Below are 17,909 nucleotides of genomic sequence, written 5' to 3' on the forward strand. Positions count from 1 at the left end.
CCTGACGTCCTCGGGGGGGCCGGGGGCGGGGCGCGGGCTGTCGCGGGGTTCAGGCGCCGGCGGCTCGCCGCGCCGTGGCGGGGAGGGACACCGGGTGGGCGGTCATCCGCAGACCCTGGGCGGGCCGGAGGGTGACACCCGCCTCGGGCTCGACGCGGAATCCCGGCACCAACTCGAGCCGGTAGCGCTGGAGCACCGCGGCCATGACGACCAGCGCGTGGATCTCCGCCAGGCTGTCACCGATACACAACCGCTGCCCGCCGCCGAAGGGGAAGTAGGCGTAGCGCGGCTGGCTGCCCTTGCGCTCCGGGGCGAAGCGCTCCGGGTCGAACCGCTCGGGCTCCGGCCAGTAGGCGGGGTTGCGGTGCATGACGTACTGGGAGAGGACCACCGTGCTCTTGGCTGGAATGGTGTAGCCGCCGATCTGGTCTTCTTCCTTCGCGATGCGGCCCATCACCCACGCGGGCGGGTACAGGCGCAGCGCCTCTTCGAAGACCTGGCTGGTGTACTGCAATTGGGGAAGCGTCTGGGCGGTGGGCGGGGCGTCGCCGAGCACCGTGGCCATCTCCTCGCGCACCTTCTGCTGCACCTCGGGATGCCGGTCCAGCAGGTACCACACCCACGTCATGGCGCTCACGGTGGCCTCGTGGCCGGCGACGAGCAACGTCATCGCCTCGTCCCGCAGCTGCTTGTCCGTCATCGGCTCGCCCTGGCTGTCGCGCGCGGCGATCATCGCGGCGAGCTGATCCTGGAAGGCCCCGGGCTCGCGCATCCGCTCCCGGACGATCTCGTACACCGCCTCATCCAGGATGCGGATGCTCTCCGTGTTGCGGCGCTTGCCCAGACGGGGCAGCGGGAGCACGGACCAGAGGGAGATCTTCCGCCGTCCGAACGCCATCACGAACTCGAAGGCGTCACGCACGGTGGGGGACAGCTCGGTGACGTCGAGCGAGAACACGCTCTGGCTCACCACGGAGCGCAGCACCCACGTCATCTCCTGCTCGACGTCGAAGGGCTTGCCCGCGCGGGCCTGGGCCTCCAGCCGGGTGAGCATGGAGCGGGTGCCCGCCACGGCCCGCTCCACCATGGGGGCGAGGCGATCGCGGTGGAAGGCCGGCTGCATCATCCGCCGCTGGCGCTTCCAGAACTCGCCCCGGCTGCTGAAGAGGCCATTGCCCAGCAAGCCTCCGCCCTGGGGCGGCTTCACGTAGTTCTGGGGATTGGTCGCCAGCACGTGCTTCACGTGATCCGGGTGGTTGAGCAGGGTCATCGTGCCCCCCGGACCCATGTCGTAACGGACGATGTCGCCGTACCGCTCGCGGCCCCGCACGAAGATCCCGAGGGGATCCCGAAGCTGCTCCAGAGCGCTACCGAGGAACCAGATGCCCTTGGGTCCAGGGGGGAGGGATGCGGGGGTCGGAGAACTCATGAACGAGCGGAATGTTCCTGAAGGATGAAAGTCCGCAGCATAACGTATCGACCCAGGCAGGCTAGTTCAGCAGTGGACGTTGCCGGGGGATGCCAGCGCGGGCAGGGGACGGCCAGGTCCACGCACCGGCGGGGAATTTCTGGAGGAAAGGCGCTTCATCCACTGCCGGTCCCAGCCATGAATCGGAGCCCGACGCGTGTGGGCCTTTCAGCCTGCACGGCCCGCCCGAGCCGAATCGTGCAAGCTGCAATCAGGACGCGGGGAGGGCCTCCGCAAGCCCTTGGAATCCCTGGGCACCGACGCGAGAGACCCTGGTACGTCGGGTGCTCTGACAGGGGACATGTCCCCGAGTCCTTCTTCTCTGCTCGCCCTCCTGCCGTCCGTGGTGCTTGGCCAGTCCGGGCCGGAATCACTCGTGTCCCGCGTGCGCGTCGAGGGCGGCGTCGACGTCTATTACGCGGCCAACGCCAACCGGCCGAGAGATGGCGCCCACTTCACTCCTGGCGCGGGCACCACCGCCGTGCGGGACCGTGCGTTCTCGCTCAACCTCGCCAGTCTGGGCATGAGCCTGGACCCCGCCCCCGTGGGCTTTCGGGTCTTCCTGGGTATTGGCACCGCGATGGAGGTGGTGCACGCCGCGGAGCCGGTGGGCACGGCGCTCGGGCCCGAGGTGTGGCGCCTGCTCCAGCAGGCCTCGCTCTTCTATATGCGGGGGCCCCTGTCCCTCGAGGCGGGCGTGTATCCGAGCCACATCGGGCTCGAGTCCTTCCAGTCACAGCGCAACTGGTCGTACACGCGCTCGTGGATGGGGGAGCTGTCGCCCTACTACCAGACAGGTCTCAAGGGCACCTGGACGTTCTCCGACACCTGGAGCGCGCAGCTCCACCTGCTCAATGGCTGGCAGACGATTGGGGAGAACAACCGCGGCAAGGCGGTGGGCACGCAGGTGGCCTACGCGGGTGAGCGGCTCTCGGCCTCCTTCAACACCTTCGTGGGCGAGGAGGGCACGGGGGACGACGCGGGCTGGCGCCTGTTCGCGGACGGGGTGGCCACCTGGAGGGTGACGGAGGCCTTCTCGCTCGCGGCCACCGCCGACGTGGCCACCCAGCGGCGTCGGGCGCGGCCCACGGCCTTCTGGTCCGCGGCCGGCCTCAATGCCCGCGTGCAACTGGCGCGGGCGGTGGCGGTGGCCGCGCGCGCCGAGCTCTTCGACGACCGGGACGGCGTCATCAGTGGCACGGCCCAGCGGCTGGTGGAGGGCACCGCCACCCTGGAGCTGACGCCCGCCGAGCCCCTCGTCCTGAAGCTGGAGGCGCGGCATGACCGCTCCACCGCGAACGTCTTCGGGAGCTTCCGGACGAGCGCGGAGGGCACGCCGCTCCCCGTTCCCACGCAGACCCTGGTGGTGGCCGGTGCCACCGCCTCCTTCTAGGAGCCGTCCATGGATCTCCTCCTCGTGCTCGTGACCGTCGGTTTCTTCGCGCTCGCGTGGGCCTACACCCACGGCTGTGAGCGCCTCTGAAAGGCAGCCCCCTCGTGACCTTCGAATACGTCGCCGGCGCCGTGCTCGCGGTGCTGCTCGCCCTCTACCTCGTCTACGCGCTCCTCCGGCCCGAGCGCTTCTAGGCCCGCCATGACCCTCGTCGGTTGGTTGCAGATCCTCCTCTTCTTCGGGCTCGTGCTCGCGGTGACGAAGCCGTTGGGCGCCTACCTCTTCCAGGTCTTCGAGGGGCCCGTGCGGCCCCTGCCCCGGGTGCTCGGGCCCGTGGAGCGCCTGCTCTTGAAGCTCTGTGGCGTGGACGCCCGGCGGGAGCAGACGTGGGTGCGATACGCCCTGTCCCTGCTGGCCTTCAGCCTCGTGAGCGTGCTGCTGCTCTACGGGGTGCAGCGGCTGCAGCACGTCCTGCCGCTCAACCCCCAACACCTGCCCGCGGTGGAGCCGGCGCTCGCCTTCAACACGGCCGTCAGCTTCACCACCAACACCAACTGGCAGTCCTACGCGGGCGAGTCCACCTTGAGCCACCTCACGCAGATGGTGGGGCTGACGTGGCAGAACTTCGTCTCCGCCGCGGTGGGCATGGGTGTGGCGTTGGCGCTCGCGCGCGGCCTCACGCGGCGTCCCGGGCCCGAGGGGCAGAAGACCCTCGGTGACTTCTGGGTCGACCTCGTGCGCGGCCTGCTCTACGTGCTGCTGCCCCTGTGCGTCGTCTATGCGCTCTTCCTGGTGTCCCAGGGCGTGCCGCAGACCCTCGCGCCCTCGCTCGAGCTGACCACGCGGGAGGGGATGAAGCAGACGGTGGCCCTGGGGCCGGTGGCCTCGCAGGAGGCCATCAAGATGCTGGGCACCAATGGCGGGGGATTCTTCAACGCCAACAGCGCCCACCCCTTCGAGAACCCCACGCCGCTCACCAACCTGGTGCAGATGCTCTCCATCTTCGCCCTCCCCGCGGCGCTCACGTCCACCTACGGGAAGATGGCGCGGGACACGAAGCAGGGCTGGGTCCTCTTCGCGGCCATGAGCGTGCTCTTCTTCGCGGGCGTGACCGCCGCCTACGCCGCCGAGTCCCAGGCCAACCCGGCCCTGGCCGCCGCGCGGGTGGTGTCCGAGGGCAACCTGGAGGGCAAGGAGGTCCGCTTCGGCGTCGCCGCCTCGGCCTTGTTCGCCACCGTCACCACGGCGGCGTCCTGCGGCGCGGTCAACGCCATGCACGACAGCTTCACCGCGCTTGGGGGACTCGTGCCCCTGCTGAACATCCAGTTGGGGGAGGTCATCTTCGGCGGTGTGGGCGCGGGGCTCTACGGCATCCTCGTCATGGGCGTGCTCGCCGTGTTCATCGCCGGCCTCATGGTGGGCCGTACGCCCGAGTACCTCGGCAAGAAGATCGAGGCGAAGGAGATGAAGCTCGCCATGCTGTACGTGCTCATCTTCCCGCTGCTCATCCTCGGGCTGGCCGCCGTGGCGGCGGTGCTGCCCGCGGGCGTGTCCTCGCTCCACAACGCGGGGCCGCACGGCCTGTCGGAGATCCTCTACGCGTACACGAGCGGCACGGGCAACAACGGCAGTGCCTTCGCGGGGCTCAACGCCAACACCCCTTTCTGGAACATCACCCTGGGCCTGGCCATGCTCGCCGGGCGCTTCCTGATGATCGTCCCCGTGCTGGCCCTCGCCGGCGCCATGGTGGGCAAGAAGACGGTGGCCCCGGGCCCCGGCACCTTCCCCACGGAGGGCGCGCTCTTCGCCGGGCTGCTGGTGAGCGTGGTGCTCATCGTCGGCGCGCTCACCTTCTTTCCCGCCCTCTCCCTCGGTCCCCTCGTCGAGCACTACCTCGGCCAGGCCGGAAAGGTGTTCTGAGTCATGGCCCCCTCCTCGTCGAAGCCCGCCTCGCTGTTGGAGCCGACGCTGCTCAAGCAGGCCGCGCTGGACAGCCTGCGCAAGCTGCGCCCCCGGGACGTGGCGCGCAATCCCGTGATGTTCGTGGTGTGGGCCGGCAGTCTGCTCACCTCGGTGCTGGTGGTGAAGGACCTGGTCTCGCCCGGGCCGACGGCGACGCCGTTGTGGTTCACCGTGGCGGTGACGCTGTGGCTGTGGTTCACCGTGCTCTTCGCCAACTTCGCCGAGGCGGTGGCTGAGGGCCGTGGCAAGGCCCAGGCGGGCGCCCTGCGCAAGATGCGCAAGGACACCCTGGCCCGGCGTCTGGTGGACGGCGTGGAGGAGCGGGTCGCGGCCCCCCACCTGCGCAAGGATGACCGCGTGGTGTGCGAGGCCGGCGACCTCATCCCCGGAGATGGCGAGGTGGTGGAGGGCATCGCCAGCGTGGACGAGTCCGCCATCACCGGCGAGTCCGCTCCCGTCATCCGCGAGTCCGGCGGGGACCGCTCCTCCGTCACCGGGGGCACCAAGGTGCTCTCCGACCGCATCGTCGTGCGCATCACCGCGGACCCCGGCGAGTCCTTCCTGGACCGGATGATCGGCCTGGTGGAGGGCGCGGCGCGCCAGAAGACGCCCAACGAGGTGGCCCTGCACATCCTCCTGGTGGGCCTCACCCTCGTCTTCCTGCTGGCGTGCGTGACGCTGGTGCCCCTGGCGCTCTACTCGGGCGTGCGGCTGTCGGGCACGGCGGTGGTGGCGCTGCTGGTGTGCCTCATCCCGACCACGATCGGGGGCCTGCTGTCGGCCATCGGCATCGCCGGCATGGACCGGCTGCTGCGCAAGAACGTGCTCGCCATGAGCGGCCGCGCGGTGGAGGCGGCGGGAGACGTGGACACGCTGCTGCTCGACAAGACGGGCACCATCACCCTGGGCAACCGCATGGCCACGGAGCTGGTGCCCCTGCCGGGCGTGCGCATGGAGGAGCTGGCCGAGGCCGCGCAGCTCGCGAGCCTCTCGGACGAGACGCCCGAGGGCCGCTCCATCGTCGTGCTGGTGAAGGACACCTACCGCCTGCGCCCGCGCGAACTCCAGGCGCACCAGGCCACCTTCGTGCCCTTCACCGCGCAGACGCGCATGAGCGGGTGCGATCTCGTGGACCCCGGGCCCCGGAGCATCCGCAAGGGCGCGGTGGATGCCGTCATCCAGCACGTGAAGGCCCAGGGGGGCGAGGTCCCTTCCGAGCTGCGGGAAGTGGCGGCGCGCATCAGCGACCAGGGGAGCACGCCGCTGGCGGTGGCGGAGGGGGCGCGCGCGCTGGGCCTCATCCACCTCAAGGACGTGGTGAAGGGCGGCATCCAGGAGCGCTTCGCGCGCTTTCGGGCCATGGGCATCCGCACGGTGATGATCACCGGGGACAACCCGCGCACCGCGGGCGCCATCGCCCGGGAGGCGGGCGTGGATGACTTCCTCGCCGAGGCCACGCCGGAGGCCAAGCTCGCGCTCATCCGCGCCGAGCAGGCCAAGGGCAAGCTGGTGGCGATGACGGGGGATGGCACCAATGACGCGCCGGCGCTCGCCCAGGCGGACGTGGGCGTGGCGATGAACACCGGCACCCAGGCGGCCAAGGAGGCCGGCAACATGGTGGACCTGGACTCCAACCCCACCAAGCTCCTGGAGGTGGTGGAGGTGGGCAAGCAGCTGCTCATGACGCGCGGCACCCTCACCACCTTCTCCATCGCCAACGACGTGGCCAAGTACTTCGCCATCCTCCCCGCGCTCTTCATGGGCGTGTTTCCGCGGATCGCGCCGTTGAACGTCATGGGCCTGTCCTCGCCCTACAGCGCCATCCTCGCCGCCGTCATCTTCAACGCGCTCATCATCATCGCCCTCATCCCGCTGGCCCTGCGCGGCGTGCGCTACCGGCCCCTGGGCGCGGCGGCGCTCCTGCGGCGCAGCCTGCTGCTCTACGGCGGGGGCGGCGTCCTCGTTCCCTTCCTCGGCATCAAGGCCATCGACGTGGTGCTCACCTCCCTGGGCCTGGCCTGAAAGGAATCTCCTCATGTTCTCCCCCCTCCTCATCGCCCTGCGCGTCGCGCTCGTCACCCTGGCGCTCACCGGCCTCGTCTACCCCCTGGCCGTGACCGGCGCCGCGCGGCTCGTCTTCCCCCATGAGGCCGACGGCTCGCTCGTCACCGACGAACGGGGCCAGGTCGTGGGCAGCGCCTTGTTGAGCCAGGGCTTCGTCCAGGCGGGCTACTTCCAGCCGCGTCCGTCCGCCGCCGACGCGGGCCATGACGCCACCGCCTCTGGAGGCAGCAACCTGGGCCCCACCTCCCGCGCGCTGAAGGACCGGGCCGAGGCGGACGCCGAGCGCCTGCGCCGGGAGAACCCCGAGGCACCCGGTCCCGTGCCCGCCGAGCTCGTCACCACCTCCGGCTCGGGGTTGGATCCGCACCTGTCGCCGGCCTCCGCGCACTGGCAGGTGGCCCGGATCGCCCGGGCCCGGGGCGTGACGCCGGAGCGCGTGCTCGCCCTGGTGGACGCCAGCATCGAAGGCCGCACCCTCGGCGTGCTCGGCGAGCCCCGGGTGAACGTGCTCCAGCTGAACCTGGCCTTGGACCGGCGCTTCGGCCGTCTTCATCCGCTGCCATGAGCCACGGCCCGCGGGGTAGGTTGAGGCGATGAACGCACGGCGCCGGGCGGAGGACTTCCTCGAGCTGGTGGAGCGGGGCCGACGGGGTCGGCTGAAGCTGTACATCGGCTTCGCCGCCGGCGTGGGCAAGACGTACCGCATGCTGGAAGAGGCGCATGCCCTGCGCACGCGTGGGGTGGACGTGGTACTCGGCTTCATCGAGACCCACGGCCGCGCCGAGACGGCCGCGCTCGTCGCGGGGCTGGAGGAGGTGCCGCGCGAGGTCTTCACCTACCGGGACGTGGCCGTGGAGGAGATGGGCCTGGACGCGGTGCTGGCGCGCAAGCCCCAGGTGGCCGTGGTGGACGAGCTGGCCCACACCAACGTGCCCCTGTGCCGCCACCGCAAGCGCTACCAGGACGTGGAGGCGCTGCTCGCCGCGGGCATCAACGTCATTGGCGCCTTCAACGTGCAGCACCTGGAGAGCCTCAACGACATCATCGAGCGCGCCACCGGCATCCGCGTGCGCGAGACGCTGCCCGACAGCTTCCTCAAGAACGCGGACCAGGTGGTCAACCTGGACCTGACGGTGGAGGACCTGCACGAGCGGCTCAAGGCGGGGAAGATCTACGCGCCGGACAAGGTGCCGCGAGCCCTGGAGGGCTTCTTCACGCAGGAGAACCTGTCCTCGTTGCGCGAGCTGGCGCTGCGCGAGGTGGCCGAGAGCCTGGACCGCTCCACGGGCACCCGGGCGCGCCCGGGCGAGGAGCCGCAGCCGAAGGGGGGCGGTTGGGGCCGGGTGATGGTGGCGCTCTCCAGCAACCCCCCGCACGCGGCCACGCTCTTGCGCCGGGGCTCGCGCATGGCGGGCCGACTCAACACCGATTGGTTCGTCGTCTACGTGGAGACCCCGGGGGAGGCCCCGCACCTCATCGACTCGGAGGCGCAGCGCCACCTGCTGGCCAACATCGAGCTGGCCCGGGAGCTGGGCGCGGAGGTGGTCCGGCTCAAGGGGACGGATCCCGTGGAGGCACTGCTGAACTTCGCGCGCTCGCACGGGGTGGGCCATGTCATGGTGGGCCGCTCGCGGCAGCCCTGGTGGAAGCGGCTGGTGGGACGCGCCTCGGACGTGCGGCTCTTGCGCGAGGGCGAGGGCTTCGACATCCACGTGGTGTCCTTCGAGGCGCCGCCCGAGGAGCGCCGACCATGAACCTGCGCGACAAACTGCTGCTGGCCCAGGTGCCCCTGGCGCTCGCGCTCCTGGTGGTGGGCCTGCTGGCGGTCAACACGCTCGACCGGGTGGGGCGCGCGGGGCAGGACATCCTCGCGGACAACTACCGCAGCGTGCTGGCCATGCAGCGCATCATCGAGCACCTGGAGCGCCTGGACAGCGCCGCGCTCTTCATCGTCTCGGGCGAGCAGCGGCGGGGCGTGGAGCAAGCCGACGCGCACTTCCAGCCACTGGAACTGGAGCTGCGGCTCCAGGAGGGCAACATCACCGAGCCCGGCGAGACCGAGGCCACCCAGGAACTGCGGCGGGCGTGGATCCGCTACCGCGCCGACTACGACGCCTTCGTCGGGCTCGGCGCGGCGGACGCGCGGCGCGGGGCGTACTTCGAGACCCTGTCCCCCGCGTTCCGGACCGCCAAGGCGGCCACCCAGGCCATCCTCGCCCTCAACCAGGACGCCATGGTGCGCAAGAGCGACGCCCTGCAGCGGCAGAGCCGGCGGGTGAACACGCTCATGGTGACGGCCGTGGTGGTGGCCCTGGTGGGGGGCCTGCTCGCCTCGGCCTCCCTCACCCACCGGGCCCTGCGTCCGGTGGCCGTGCTCTCGCAGGCGGTGCAGCGGCTGGGACGGGGCGACCTGGACACCCGCGCGGTGGTGGAGGGACGGGACGAGATCGCCGGGCTCGCCCGGGACTTCAACTCCATGGCGGAGGCGCTGCGGCAGTACCGGCGCAGCTCCCTGGGCGAGCTGCTCCAGGCCCAGGCCGCCTCCCAGGCCGCCATCGACAGCCTGCCCGACCCCGTGGTGGTGTTCGGCGTGGATGGCGGTGTGCTCAACGTCAACCGCTCCGCGGAGGAGGTCCTGCGGCTGTCCCTGGAGGGCGCCGGAGGGTCGCTGGGGCAGGTGACGCCGGAGGGGCGCTCGGTGCTGGAGCGGGTCCGCGCGCACGTGCTGGGCGGCAAGGGGCCCTACCTGCCGCGCGGTTACGAGGAGGCGGTGCGGGTGGAAGGCCCGGACGGAGACCGGTGGCTCCTGCCGCGCGGCAGTCCGGTGTACGGCGAGGCGGGCGGGGTCGCGGGGGCGACGGTGCTCTTGCAGGACGTGACACGGCTGCGGCGCTTCGACGAGCTGAAGAACGACCTGGTGGCCACGGTGGCGCACGAGTTCCGCACGCCGCTCACCTCGTTGCGCATGGCCATCCACCTGTGCGCCGAGGAAGTGGCGGGCCCCATCTCCGAGAAGCAGGCGGACCTGCTCTTCGCGGCGCGCGAGGATTGCGAGCGCTTGCAGGGCATCGTGGACGACCTGCTGGACCTGTCCAAGCTGCAAGCGGGGAGGATCGTCCTGGAAGTGCGGCGGGTGTCCACGGAGAGCGTCCTGGAGGACGCGCTCGCCCCGCACCGGGCGGCGGCGGACACGGGCAACGTGCGGCTGATGGCGGAGCCCGCGCCCGACGGGGTGGAGGTGGCGGCGGACCCGGAGCGTTTGCAGCTCGTGTTGTCCAACCTGGTGGCCAACGCCGTGCGGCACACGGGGCCGGGAGGCGACGTGGTGGTGCGCGCCAGGGCCGAGGGCGAGCGGGTGCGCTTCGAGGTCGCGGACACGGGCGTGGGCATCGCGCCGGAGCACCAGTCGCGCATCTTCGAGAAGTTCTACCGGGTGCCCGGGGAGAACACGGGCGGCGCGGGGCTGGGGTTGTCGATCGCCCAGGAGATCGTCCAGGCGCACGGTGGGGAGATGGGGCTGACGAGTCAGCCCGGCCAGGGGAGCACCTTCTGGTTCACGCTCCCCCAGGCCGCCGCCCGGCCAGGCTGAGGGCCGGGGCGGGCGGGCTCCGCGCTCACAGGCGGAACGTCACGTGGCCCTGCGCGTCGATGGTCCAGGCGGGATTCCAGGCGATCTCCCACGCGTGCTCGTCCGGATCGGCGACATAGCCCCGGAACCCGCCATGCGCGGGGGCATCCGCCGGGCGCAGCAGCGTGCCTCCGGCGCGGACCAACCGCTCCAGCAGGGGCGTGACGTCCTCCTGGCGCGGGACGTTGTGGGCCAGGGCGAAGGCGCCCGGTCGCAGGAGGCCGGTCCGGTTCATGTCCGCCTCCAGCGCGTCCTTCTGGAAGGTGCCGAGCACCAGGCCGTTCATCTGGTAGAAGTGGACCTCGGGGTTCTCGAACACGGGCGTCCAGCCAAACCCCTCGACGTAGAAGCGCCGCGAGCGGCTGAGTTCGGTGACGCCCAGCGTGATGACGGAGATCTGCTGCTGCATGTCGGGCTCCTCTCGAGGCCCGCGCCCCTGGGAGCGCGGGCCGATATGGGAGGGCGCAGCCTACCGTGCCGCTCAGGGCGTGGAGTCGGGATCCGCGACGACATCCAGCGGACCGAAGTCCTGCTCGATGCTGCCGATGGGGCTCATGGCCGAGCCCCAGTAGAGACCCACCAGTTCCACGTCCTGCTCGGAGTCCGCCACCCGACGGAAGACGGGCGAGCCACTGTCGCCGTCATACCCGGCGCCGCCGCCCTTCATCTGGCAGAACAGCCGGGTGCTGCCGTTGATGGTGGTCACGCAGCTCTTGGTGACGAGCCCGGACGTCCACCCGGTCCGCTGGCCCACCTTGTTGATCTTCTCGCCGACGGCGACGTGGTACGCCTTGCCCACGATGCGGAAGAACGGCTGGGCCTCGTCGATCTTGAGCGGGGCGATGCCCGAGGGCGCGCCGCCGGTGTACGCGTTCTCCACCTCGGTCCGGTAGATGTAGCCGTGCTTCACCGAGGACTGCACGTTGGCGTCGTACTCCACGTACGCCGCGTCACTGAACCGGCACACACTGCTGTCCGAGCACGTGTAGGTCACGCCGTCGTAGACCTGGCTGTCGTTGCTCCAGAAGGCCGGATCCTCCACCGTCACGCCGACGCGGGAGGAGCCCTGGGAGTGCACGTAGCCCTCGTTGGTGCAGTGGGTGTTGGTGAAGAAGCCCGACTTGCCCTCGCGCCGCACGTTGAAGCCGAGCGTGCAGAAGTAGAGGTAGCCGTTGGAGGCGCGCTTGATCTGCTGACCGCCCGCGAGCGGACGGTTGTGCTGATGCACATAGGTGTAGGCCGTCTGGTGCTCCTCGTTCGCCTCGGCCTGCTCCAGGTCCACCGCGTCGGCGGGAATCAGCAGCCGGGCGAGGAGCGGCGCCACCGCCTCGCGATCCGGCCGGGTCAGGCCGAGGGTGATGCGGTTGTTCACCTCGTCCACGTCGGTGAAGACGAGGCCGGAGATGGACTCGGCCTCCAGCCGGCTCCGCCACTGGTTCAGGTCCCCGAAGTCGTAGCGGCCCTGCCGGGCGACCAGCGTGTCACTGCCCCGGACCCCCCGCGCGGAGAGCAGGGCCTTCATCGTGTCGAGCTGGCGCGTGGGCTGGGTCAGCACCACGTTCAGCGCCCCCGCGCCGTCGTAGTAGTACCCGCCGAAGCCCGGGACCTCGCGCGCCAGTTGGGAGAACTCCTCGTCGATCGTGAGCGTCCGCGCCCCGCCGCGCGGGCCCGAGTCCACCGTGCCCCCACACCCCACCGCGCTCAGCGCGGCCAGGAGCAACACCCCGCGAGACGTCCGATTCAGCCATGCGTTCATGGATTCCGCCTTCCTTGGCTCGAGACCGTGGCCCTGTCCTGGTGATACCCAGGCGCAAACAGGTAAAACGAGTCTAGTCGGATATTAGTTGTGGTGGAAAGGGTTTTCTTCAGGCCGCCTGGAACAGGCCGGGAGCGCGGGGCGCGTTGTGGACTGGAAAGCCACACACGCGGATGAAGACCGGAAAGCAATACATGCGCAGTGGACGGGGCGGCTACACTGATGGAGCGGTGAGCAGGATTTGGCTTCCAGACACGTAAAACATTGACCCGTGTCAGACCTCTGGGAATACCATCCATGTGGAGTTTTCCACGTGCGCTGAGGTCGTCCCGTGAGCGAGCCACGAACCGCCGCGACTGAAACGGCGAAGTCCACCCGAGAGCCGATTGCCATTGTGGGCGTCTCGGGGCGATTCCCTGGCGCGAGGGACCTGTCCTCGCTCTGGACGCGGTTGATGCAGGGGAGCGGCGCGGTGACGCCACCGCCGCGAGGGCGCTGGCCCGGGGCCGCCACGAGCGAGGGCCTGTCGGGACCGCGCGGGGGCTTTCTCGAGGACGTGGACTGTTTTGATCCGGCGTTCTTCGGCCTCTCGCGCGAGCAGGCGGCCCGGATGGATCCCTCACAGCGCCTGGTGCTCGAGCACTGCGCGATGGTGCTGGAGGACGCCGGTCAGCGCGCGCCCGTGCAAGCGGGAGACGCGGGAGACCGGGCGGGAGTGTTCGTGGGCCTGCGCCCCTCGGGCGCCCCGGATCACGACCCGTCGCGGGTGTTGGCGCGGATCGCCCGGACGCTGGGTCTCCGGGGTCAGGGGCTCGTGGTGGACGCGGCCTGCGCCTCCGCGCTGGTCGCCCTCCATCTCGCCTGCGAGCAGCTGTGGAGTGGCGGATTGGACTGGGCGCTGGCGGGAGGCGTCTTCGTCATGGCCACGCCGGACTTCCCGCACATGGCGGCCCGCTCCGGGCTGCTGTCCCGCGAGGGTCGGTCCAAGCCCTTCGCGGCGGACGCGGACGGGCTCGTGCCCTCCGAGGGTGTGGCGATGGTGATGCTCAAGCCGCTCGCGCGGGCGCTCTCCGATGGGGATCACCTCTACGGGGTCATCCGGGGCAGTGGGTGCGTGCAGGGCACCCGGCTTCCGGGTGAGCCGGGTGGCTCCGATGCGCGTGCGCAGGAGGACTTGCTGCGCGCGGTCCACCAGCGGGCGGGCATCGACACCGAGACCCTCTCCTACGTGGAGGCGCATGGCGCCGGTCCGCGGAGCGAGGACGAGGTGGAACTCGAGGCCCTTCGCCGGGTGTTCCAGGCGCGCACGTCCCGCACGGGCTTCTGCGCCCTGGGCTCGGTCACGGGCGTCCTGGGGCATGCGGTGTCGGCCTCGGGCATGGCGGGGTTGCTGAAGATCCTGCTCGCCTTCGAGCACCGACAACTGCCCGCCTCGTTCCCCACGCTCACGCCGACGGAGCTCCGCCGCTTCGAGCAGACGCCGTTCCGGGTGGACTCCCAGCCACGGCCCTGGGAAGGCGCGGAGGGCGCACCGCGCCGGGCCGCCCTCAGCGCGTTCGGCGACAACGGTACGGACTGCCACCTCGTGTTGGAGGAGCCGCCCGCGCGCGCTCCCCGTGCGGGCACGCCGGATCGGCCCGCGTACCTGTTCGTCTTGTCGGCGCGCACCGACGCGGCGCTCCGCCAGCTCGCCTCGGCGCTCACGGCGCGGCTGACGGACTGGCTGTCCGGCGACACGGCGCCCCATCCGGGAGACGTCGCCTACGCCCTGGCACGCAGAGCCGGAGCGGGGGAGAAGCGCGCGGCCTTCGTGGCCTCGGATCTCCAGGAGCTGAAGGCACGGCTGCTCGGGTTCCGGGACGCCTCCGGGACGCACGAGGCGGTGGGCTCCGCGAGGGCGGCGCTCTCCGGTGCGTCCTCCCGGGTGCTGTCCGGGCTGTCGGGACGACTGCTCCAGGACTTGAGTCCAGAGGCGCCGCGGGCCCTCTGGCGGGACACGCTCGAGGCGGTGGCCGAGTTCCACGGACTCGGCATGGACCTGGATCGCTCCGTGCTGTTCCCTCACGGGGTGTACCGCTGCGTTCCGCTTCCCTCGGAGCCCTTCGTCCGGGAGTCCTGCGGGATGGGGACCGACACCGCTCCGGGGGTCTCCGCTCCCGAGGCGCTCCCGTCGCCCGCCGTGCTCGCCCCGGTGGTGCGTGAAGACCTCCCGGCCGTGCCCATCCTGCTTCCCGAGAACGCGCTCCTGTTGGAGGAAGGCTGGCGCGCCGTGGAAGCGCCCGTTCGTGGTGAGGGGCTGGACCTCCAGGGCCTGCTGGTGGTCCTGGTCAACGCGGAGACCCTGCCCCTGGCGAGGACCGCCCTGGCCTCCTTCGAGGGCGTGCGCCCGCGATTCATCGCGGACTGCGGAATGCCCGGCGCGGGGGTCTACGCGCTCCTGGACTTCGACAACCACGAGGCGGGTGTCCGGCTCGGCGAGGAGCTCAACGCCAAGGCCGAGCCCCTCGCGGGCATCCTCGACCTCTCGGATCTCCGCGCCACGCCCGGAGACGAGGGCGAGGTCGCGCGCATGGACGCGCTCGGCCGCATCGGTCTGTTGCAGACGCTCCTCAAGCGCGTGCGGGGAGCATCCCTGTCGCTCCTGCACTTCACGCGCGGCCTGCGCACCTTCATGTCTCGGGGCCCGTTCGATCTGACGGGCGGCGTGATGGCGGCCCTGGTGAGCAAGCTGGGCACGGAGTACGCGGGCCTTCACGCGCGCACCGTGGACCTGGAGCGGCTCCCCGCCGACGCCGCCGCGCTGGCCACGATGATCAAACAGGAACTCCTCGATCGGGACTCGGGGGGCGAGGTCCTGCTCCGGGAGGGCGGCCGGTACGAGCCCGAACTGCGCCCGCTGCTGAGCACCCCGGCGCCCGCGCGGCGTCTGTCCGCCGACAAGGTGTATGTCATCACCGGGGGCGTGCGTGGCATCGGGCTGGAAGTGGCGCGGCACCTCGTGACGCGGGGCGCCCGTCGGTTGCTGCTCATGGGCGTGCAGCCCCTGCCGCCCCAGGAGGAGTGGACCGCGCTCCTCGCCCACCCGGGGACGGCCACGTCGCTGCGCGAGCGCATCGCCCCGCTGCGGGCCCTGGAGGCCCAGGGCGTGCGCCTGCGGGTCCACACGGGTCCGCTGACGGATGCCTCCGCGCTCGCCACCGTGCTGGCGGGGGTCCGGTCCTCGCTCGGGCCCATCGGTGGGTGCGTCCACTCCGCGGGCGCGGTCTTCTTCGATCCGCCCGCGTTCATCGGCAAGCCGCTGAGCCACCTGCGCGGGGTGTTGGAGCCCAAGGTGGACGGGCTGCGGGTGCTCGAACGCGCGCTCGCGCCAGACGCCCTCGAGTTCTTCGTCCTCTTCTCCTCGGTCTCGGCGCGGGTGCCGTCGTTGGCCGTGGGCATCGTGGACTACTCGGCCGCCAACACGTTCATGAACCTGCTGGCCGAGCAGCGCCGCGCCCTCGGCCGGACGCCCTACCAGTCCATCGTCTGGCCGAACTGGAGGGACGTGGGCATGGGCGAGGTGGGCAGTGCCGCCTACCGGGCCCTGGGCTTCACCGCGCACTCCACCGCCGACGGGCTGGCCCTGCTCGATGCGGCGCTGTCGTCCCAGCGGCCCGTCCTCCTGCCCGCCATCGTGGAGCCGAGCCGTTTCTCGTCCGAGGCCCTGCTGCGCTCGAAGGCCCGGCCGAGGGCGCCGCGTGCCGCTCCTCGGGAGGTGACGTCCGCCGGGGTTGCCTCCGAGACGCCTTCGGTGTCGGCGCCCACGCCTCGCGCTTCGGTGCACGCGGAGATGCGCGCCCATACCGAGCAATGGCTCCGTCAGTTGCTGGCGCGGGAGCTCAAGCTCGAGGAGGCCCGGATCGGGTCCGAGACGGACTTCGAGGCCCTGGGCGTGGACTCCATCCATGTGATCGAGCTGGTCACCAAGATGGATGAGTGGTTGGGCGTGAAGCTCGATCCGACGCTGCCCCTGGTGCACCGCACCCTCGCCCAGCTGCGCGATCACCTGGTGGAGGCCCACCCCGAGGCGGTGCTGGGCACCTTCGCGCCAGGCGCCGTCCTCGAAGCCGCGCCTCCACCCGCCGTCACGGTTCCGGACGCGCCGCCCCGCGCCGAGTCCTGGGCCGCCCCTCCCGTTGCGTCCGCGCCCGTGGCCGCTCCGTCGGGGCCGGAGCCCATCGCCGTGATCGGCATGGCGTGTCACTTCCCCGGCTCCCCCGACCTGGAGTCCTACTGGCGGGTGCTGCGCGAGGGGCGCGATCTCATCACGGAGGTGCCCGCCTCGCGCTGGCGGACCGCCGACGTGTACTCGAGCACGCACCAGCCCGGGCGCAGCATCGGCCGCTGGGGCGGCTTCATCGAGGGCATCGAGCAGTTCGATCCGGACTACTTCCACATCGCCCGGGAGGACGCCCCCTGCATCGATCCCCTGATGCGCCAGTTCCTGGAGGTCAGCGTGCAGTGCCTCCACCACGCGGGCTATGCCCCTCGGGAGGTGGCGGGACGGCGGGTGGGCGTCTTCGTGGGCTCGCGGATGAGCGGCTACGCCTCGCGCATGCCCGCGCCCACGCGCAATGGCGTCCTCGGCTCGGGCCAGAACTTCATCGCCGCGCACGTGTCGCACTTCCTCGACTTGAGGGGTCCGGGCCTGGTGGTGGACACCGCGTGCTCGTCCTCGCTCGTGGGCATCCACCTGGCCTGCCAGAGCCTGCTGTCCGGAGAGTCGGAACTGGCGCTGGCCGGGGGGGTGGACATCCTGCTCGACGAGGGCGTCTACCTGACGCTCAGCGAGAGCCGGGCCCTGTCGCGCGATGGCCGGTGCAAGACCTTCGACGAGAAGGCGGACGGCTTCGTGCCGGGGGAGGGCGCGGGCGCGGTGCTGCTCAAGCCCTTGAGCAAGGCCCTGGCGGAGGGTGACCGCGTCTACGGCATCATCGACGCGACGGCCGTCAACAACGACGGGCACACCATGGGGGCCACCACGCCCAATCCCGCGGGCCAGCGCGCCGTCATCCAGGAGGCCCTGCGCAAGGGCGGCGTGGATGCCCGGACCGTCAGCTACGTGGAGGCGCACGGCACGGGGACCATGCTCGGAGACCCCATCGAGCTCAAGGCGCTCACCGAGGTGCTGGCCCCCGCGGGCGCGCGTCCGGGCACCTGCGCGGTGGGCAGCGTCAAGAGCAACTTCGGGCACCTGCTGAGCGCGGCGGGCGTCGCGGGCTTCATCAAGGTGGTGCTGTCGTTGATGCACCGGGAGCTGCCGCCCACGCTGCACTGCACGACGCCCAACCCGCGCTTCCGCTTCGAGACCTCGCCGCTGTTTCCCAACACCACGCTCCGGGAGTGGGCGCCGCTGGAGGGCGTGCGCCGGGCGGGCCTCAGCGCGTTTGGCTTTGGCGGGACCAACGCCCACGCGCTCGTGAGCGAGGCCCCGGAGCACCAGCGGCCGATGCGCGCCCCCCTGCCGCCGGTGGTCTTCTCCCGCCAGCGCTACTGGCTGGAGGCCCCGGCGGGCCGCTCCGCTCCGGTGTCCGCCTCGGGGGGGACGGCGCGGCCGCGGCGTCCCCTCGTCGCCTTGGAGCTCGACGCGGTGGGGTGA

Annotated in this window: 11 protein-coding genes; 8 read left to right on the plus strand and 3 right to left on the minus strand. The window is 71.3% G+C overall.

The genetic code is table 11. The features are described 5' to 3' along the window. Positions 1–49: 49 nt before the first annotated feature. On the minus strand, positions 50–1,429 hold the full coding sequence (locus tag I3V78_RS14170) for a cytochrome P450 (RefSeq protein ID WP_204488113.1): 1,380 nt from the start codon (positions 1,427–1,429) through the stop codon (positions 50–52). A 340-nt stretch (positions 1,430–1,769) separates the two neighbouring features. On the opposite strand from I3V78_RS14170, the gene I3V78_RS14175 reads away from it, so the two are divergent. The 7 genes from I3V78_RS14175 (at position 1,770) to I3V78_RS14205 (ending at position 10,476) form a co-directional block, all read left to right on the plus strand. After that, a complete protein-coding gene (locus tag I3V78_RS14175; RefSeq protein ID WP_204488115.1) occupies positions 1,770–2,861 on the plus strand; it encodes an outer membrane beta-barrel protein in 1,092 nt (363 codons plus the stop codon). Between the two features lie 104 nt (positions 2,862–2,965). Next, positions 2,966–3,055 carry a K(+)-transporting ATPase subunit F gene (gene kdpF / locus I3V78_RS39890; RefSeq protein ID WP_204488117.1) on the plus strand — a complete coding sequence of 30 codons (90 nt, stop codon included), beginning with the start codon at positions 2,966–2,968 and terminating at the stop codon, positions 3,053–3,055. A 7-nt stretch (positions 3,056–3,062) separates the two neighbouring features. Continuing rightward, the gene (gene kdpA / locus I3V78_RS14185) at positions 3,063–4,781 is read left to right on the plus strand and encodes a potassium-transporting ATPase subunit KdpA (RefSeq protein WP_204488120.1); all 1,719 of its coding nucleotides are present in this window, start codon (positions 3,063–3,065) and stop codon (positions 4,779–4,781) included. A gap of 3 nt (positions 4,782–4,784) precedes the next feature. After that, a complete protein-coding gene (gene kdpB / locus I3V78_RS14190) occupies positions 4,785–6,845 on the plus strand; it encodes a potassium-transporting ATPase subunit KdpB (protein WP_204488122.1) in 2,061 nt (686 codons plus the stop codon). A 13-nt stretch (positions 6,846–6,858) separates the two neighbouring features. Continuing rightward, a complete protein-coding gene (kdpC, locus tag I3V78_RS14195) occupies positions 6,859–7,452 on the plus strand; it encodes a potassium-transporting ATPase subunit KdpC (protein WP_204488124.1) in 594 nt (197 codons plus the stop codon). Positions 7,453–7,480: 28 nt separating this feature from the next. Beyond that, positions 7,481–8,641, plus strand: coding sequence for a sensor protein KdpD (locus I3V78_RS14200; protein ID WP_204488126.1), 1,161 nt, complete (start codon positions 7,481–7,483; stop codon positions 8,639–8,641). Continuing rightward, complete coding sequence (locus I3V78_RS14205; RefSeq protein WP_204488128.1) at positions 8,638–10,476, plus strand: HAMP domain-containing sensor histidine kinase; 1,839 nt, start codon at positions 8,638–8,640, stop codon at positions 10,474–10,476. Before I3V78_RS14200 ends, I3V78_RS14205 begins: the two co-directional genes overlap by 4 nt. 25 nt (positions 10,477–10,501) lie before the next feature. Here I3V78_RS14205 and I3V78_RS14210 read toward each other — a convergent pair whose 3' ends face one another. Further along, positions 10,502–10,924, minus strand: a complete 423-nt coding sequence (locus I3V78_RS14210) for a VOC family protein (protein WP_204488130.1) — start codon at positions 10,922–10,924, stop codon at positions 10,502–10,504. Positions 10,925–10,996: 72 nt separating this feature from the next. After that, positions 10,997–12,271, minus strand: coding sequence for a chymotrypsin family serine protease (locus I3V78_RS14215; protein WP_204488132.1), 1,275 nt, complete (start codon positions 12,269–12,271; stop codon positions 10,997–10,999). 331 nt (positions 12,272–12,602) lie between these two features. Between I3V78_RS14215 and I3V78_RS40145 the strand changes: the two genes are divergently transcribed. Further along, the gene (locus I3V78_RS40145; RefSeq protein WP_338023574.1) at positions 12,603–17,909 is read left to right on the plus strand and encodes a beta-ketoacyl synthase N-terminal-like domain-containing protein; all 5,307 of its coding nucleotides are present in this window, start codon (positions 12,603–12,605) and stop codon (positions 17,907–17,909) included.

The organism is Archangium primigenium, assembly GCF_016904885.1.
Lineage (GTDB): Bacteria > Myxococcota > Myxococcia > Myxococcales > Myxococcaceae > Cystobacter > Cystobacter primigenius.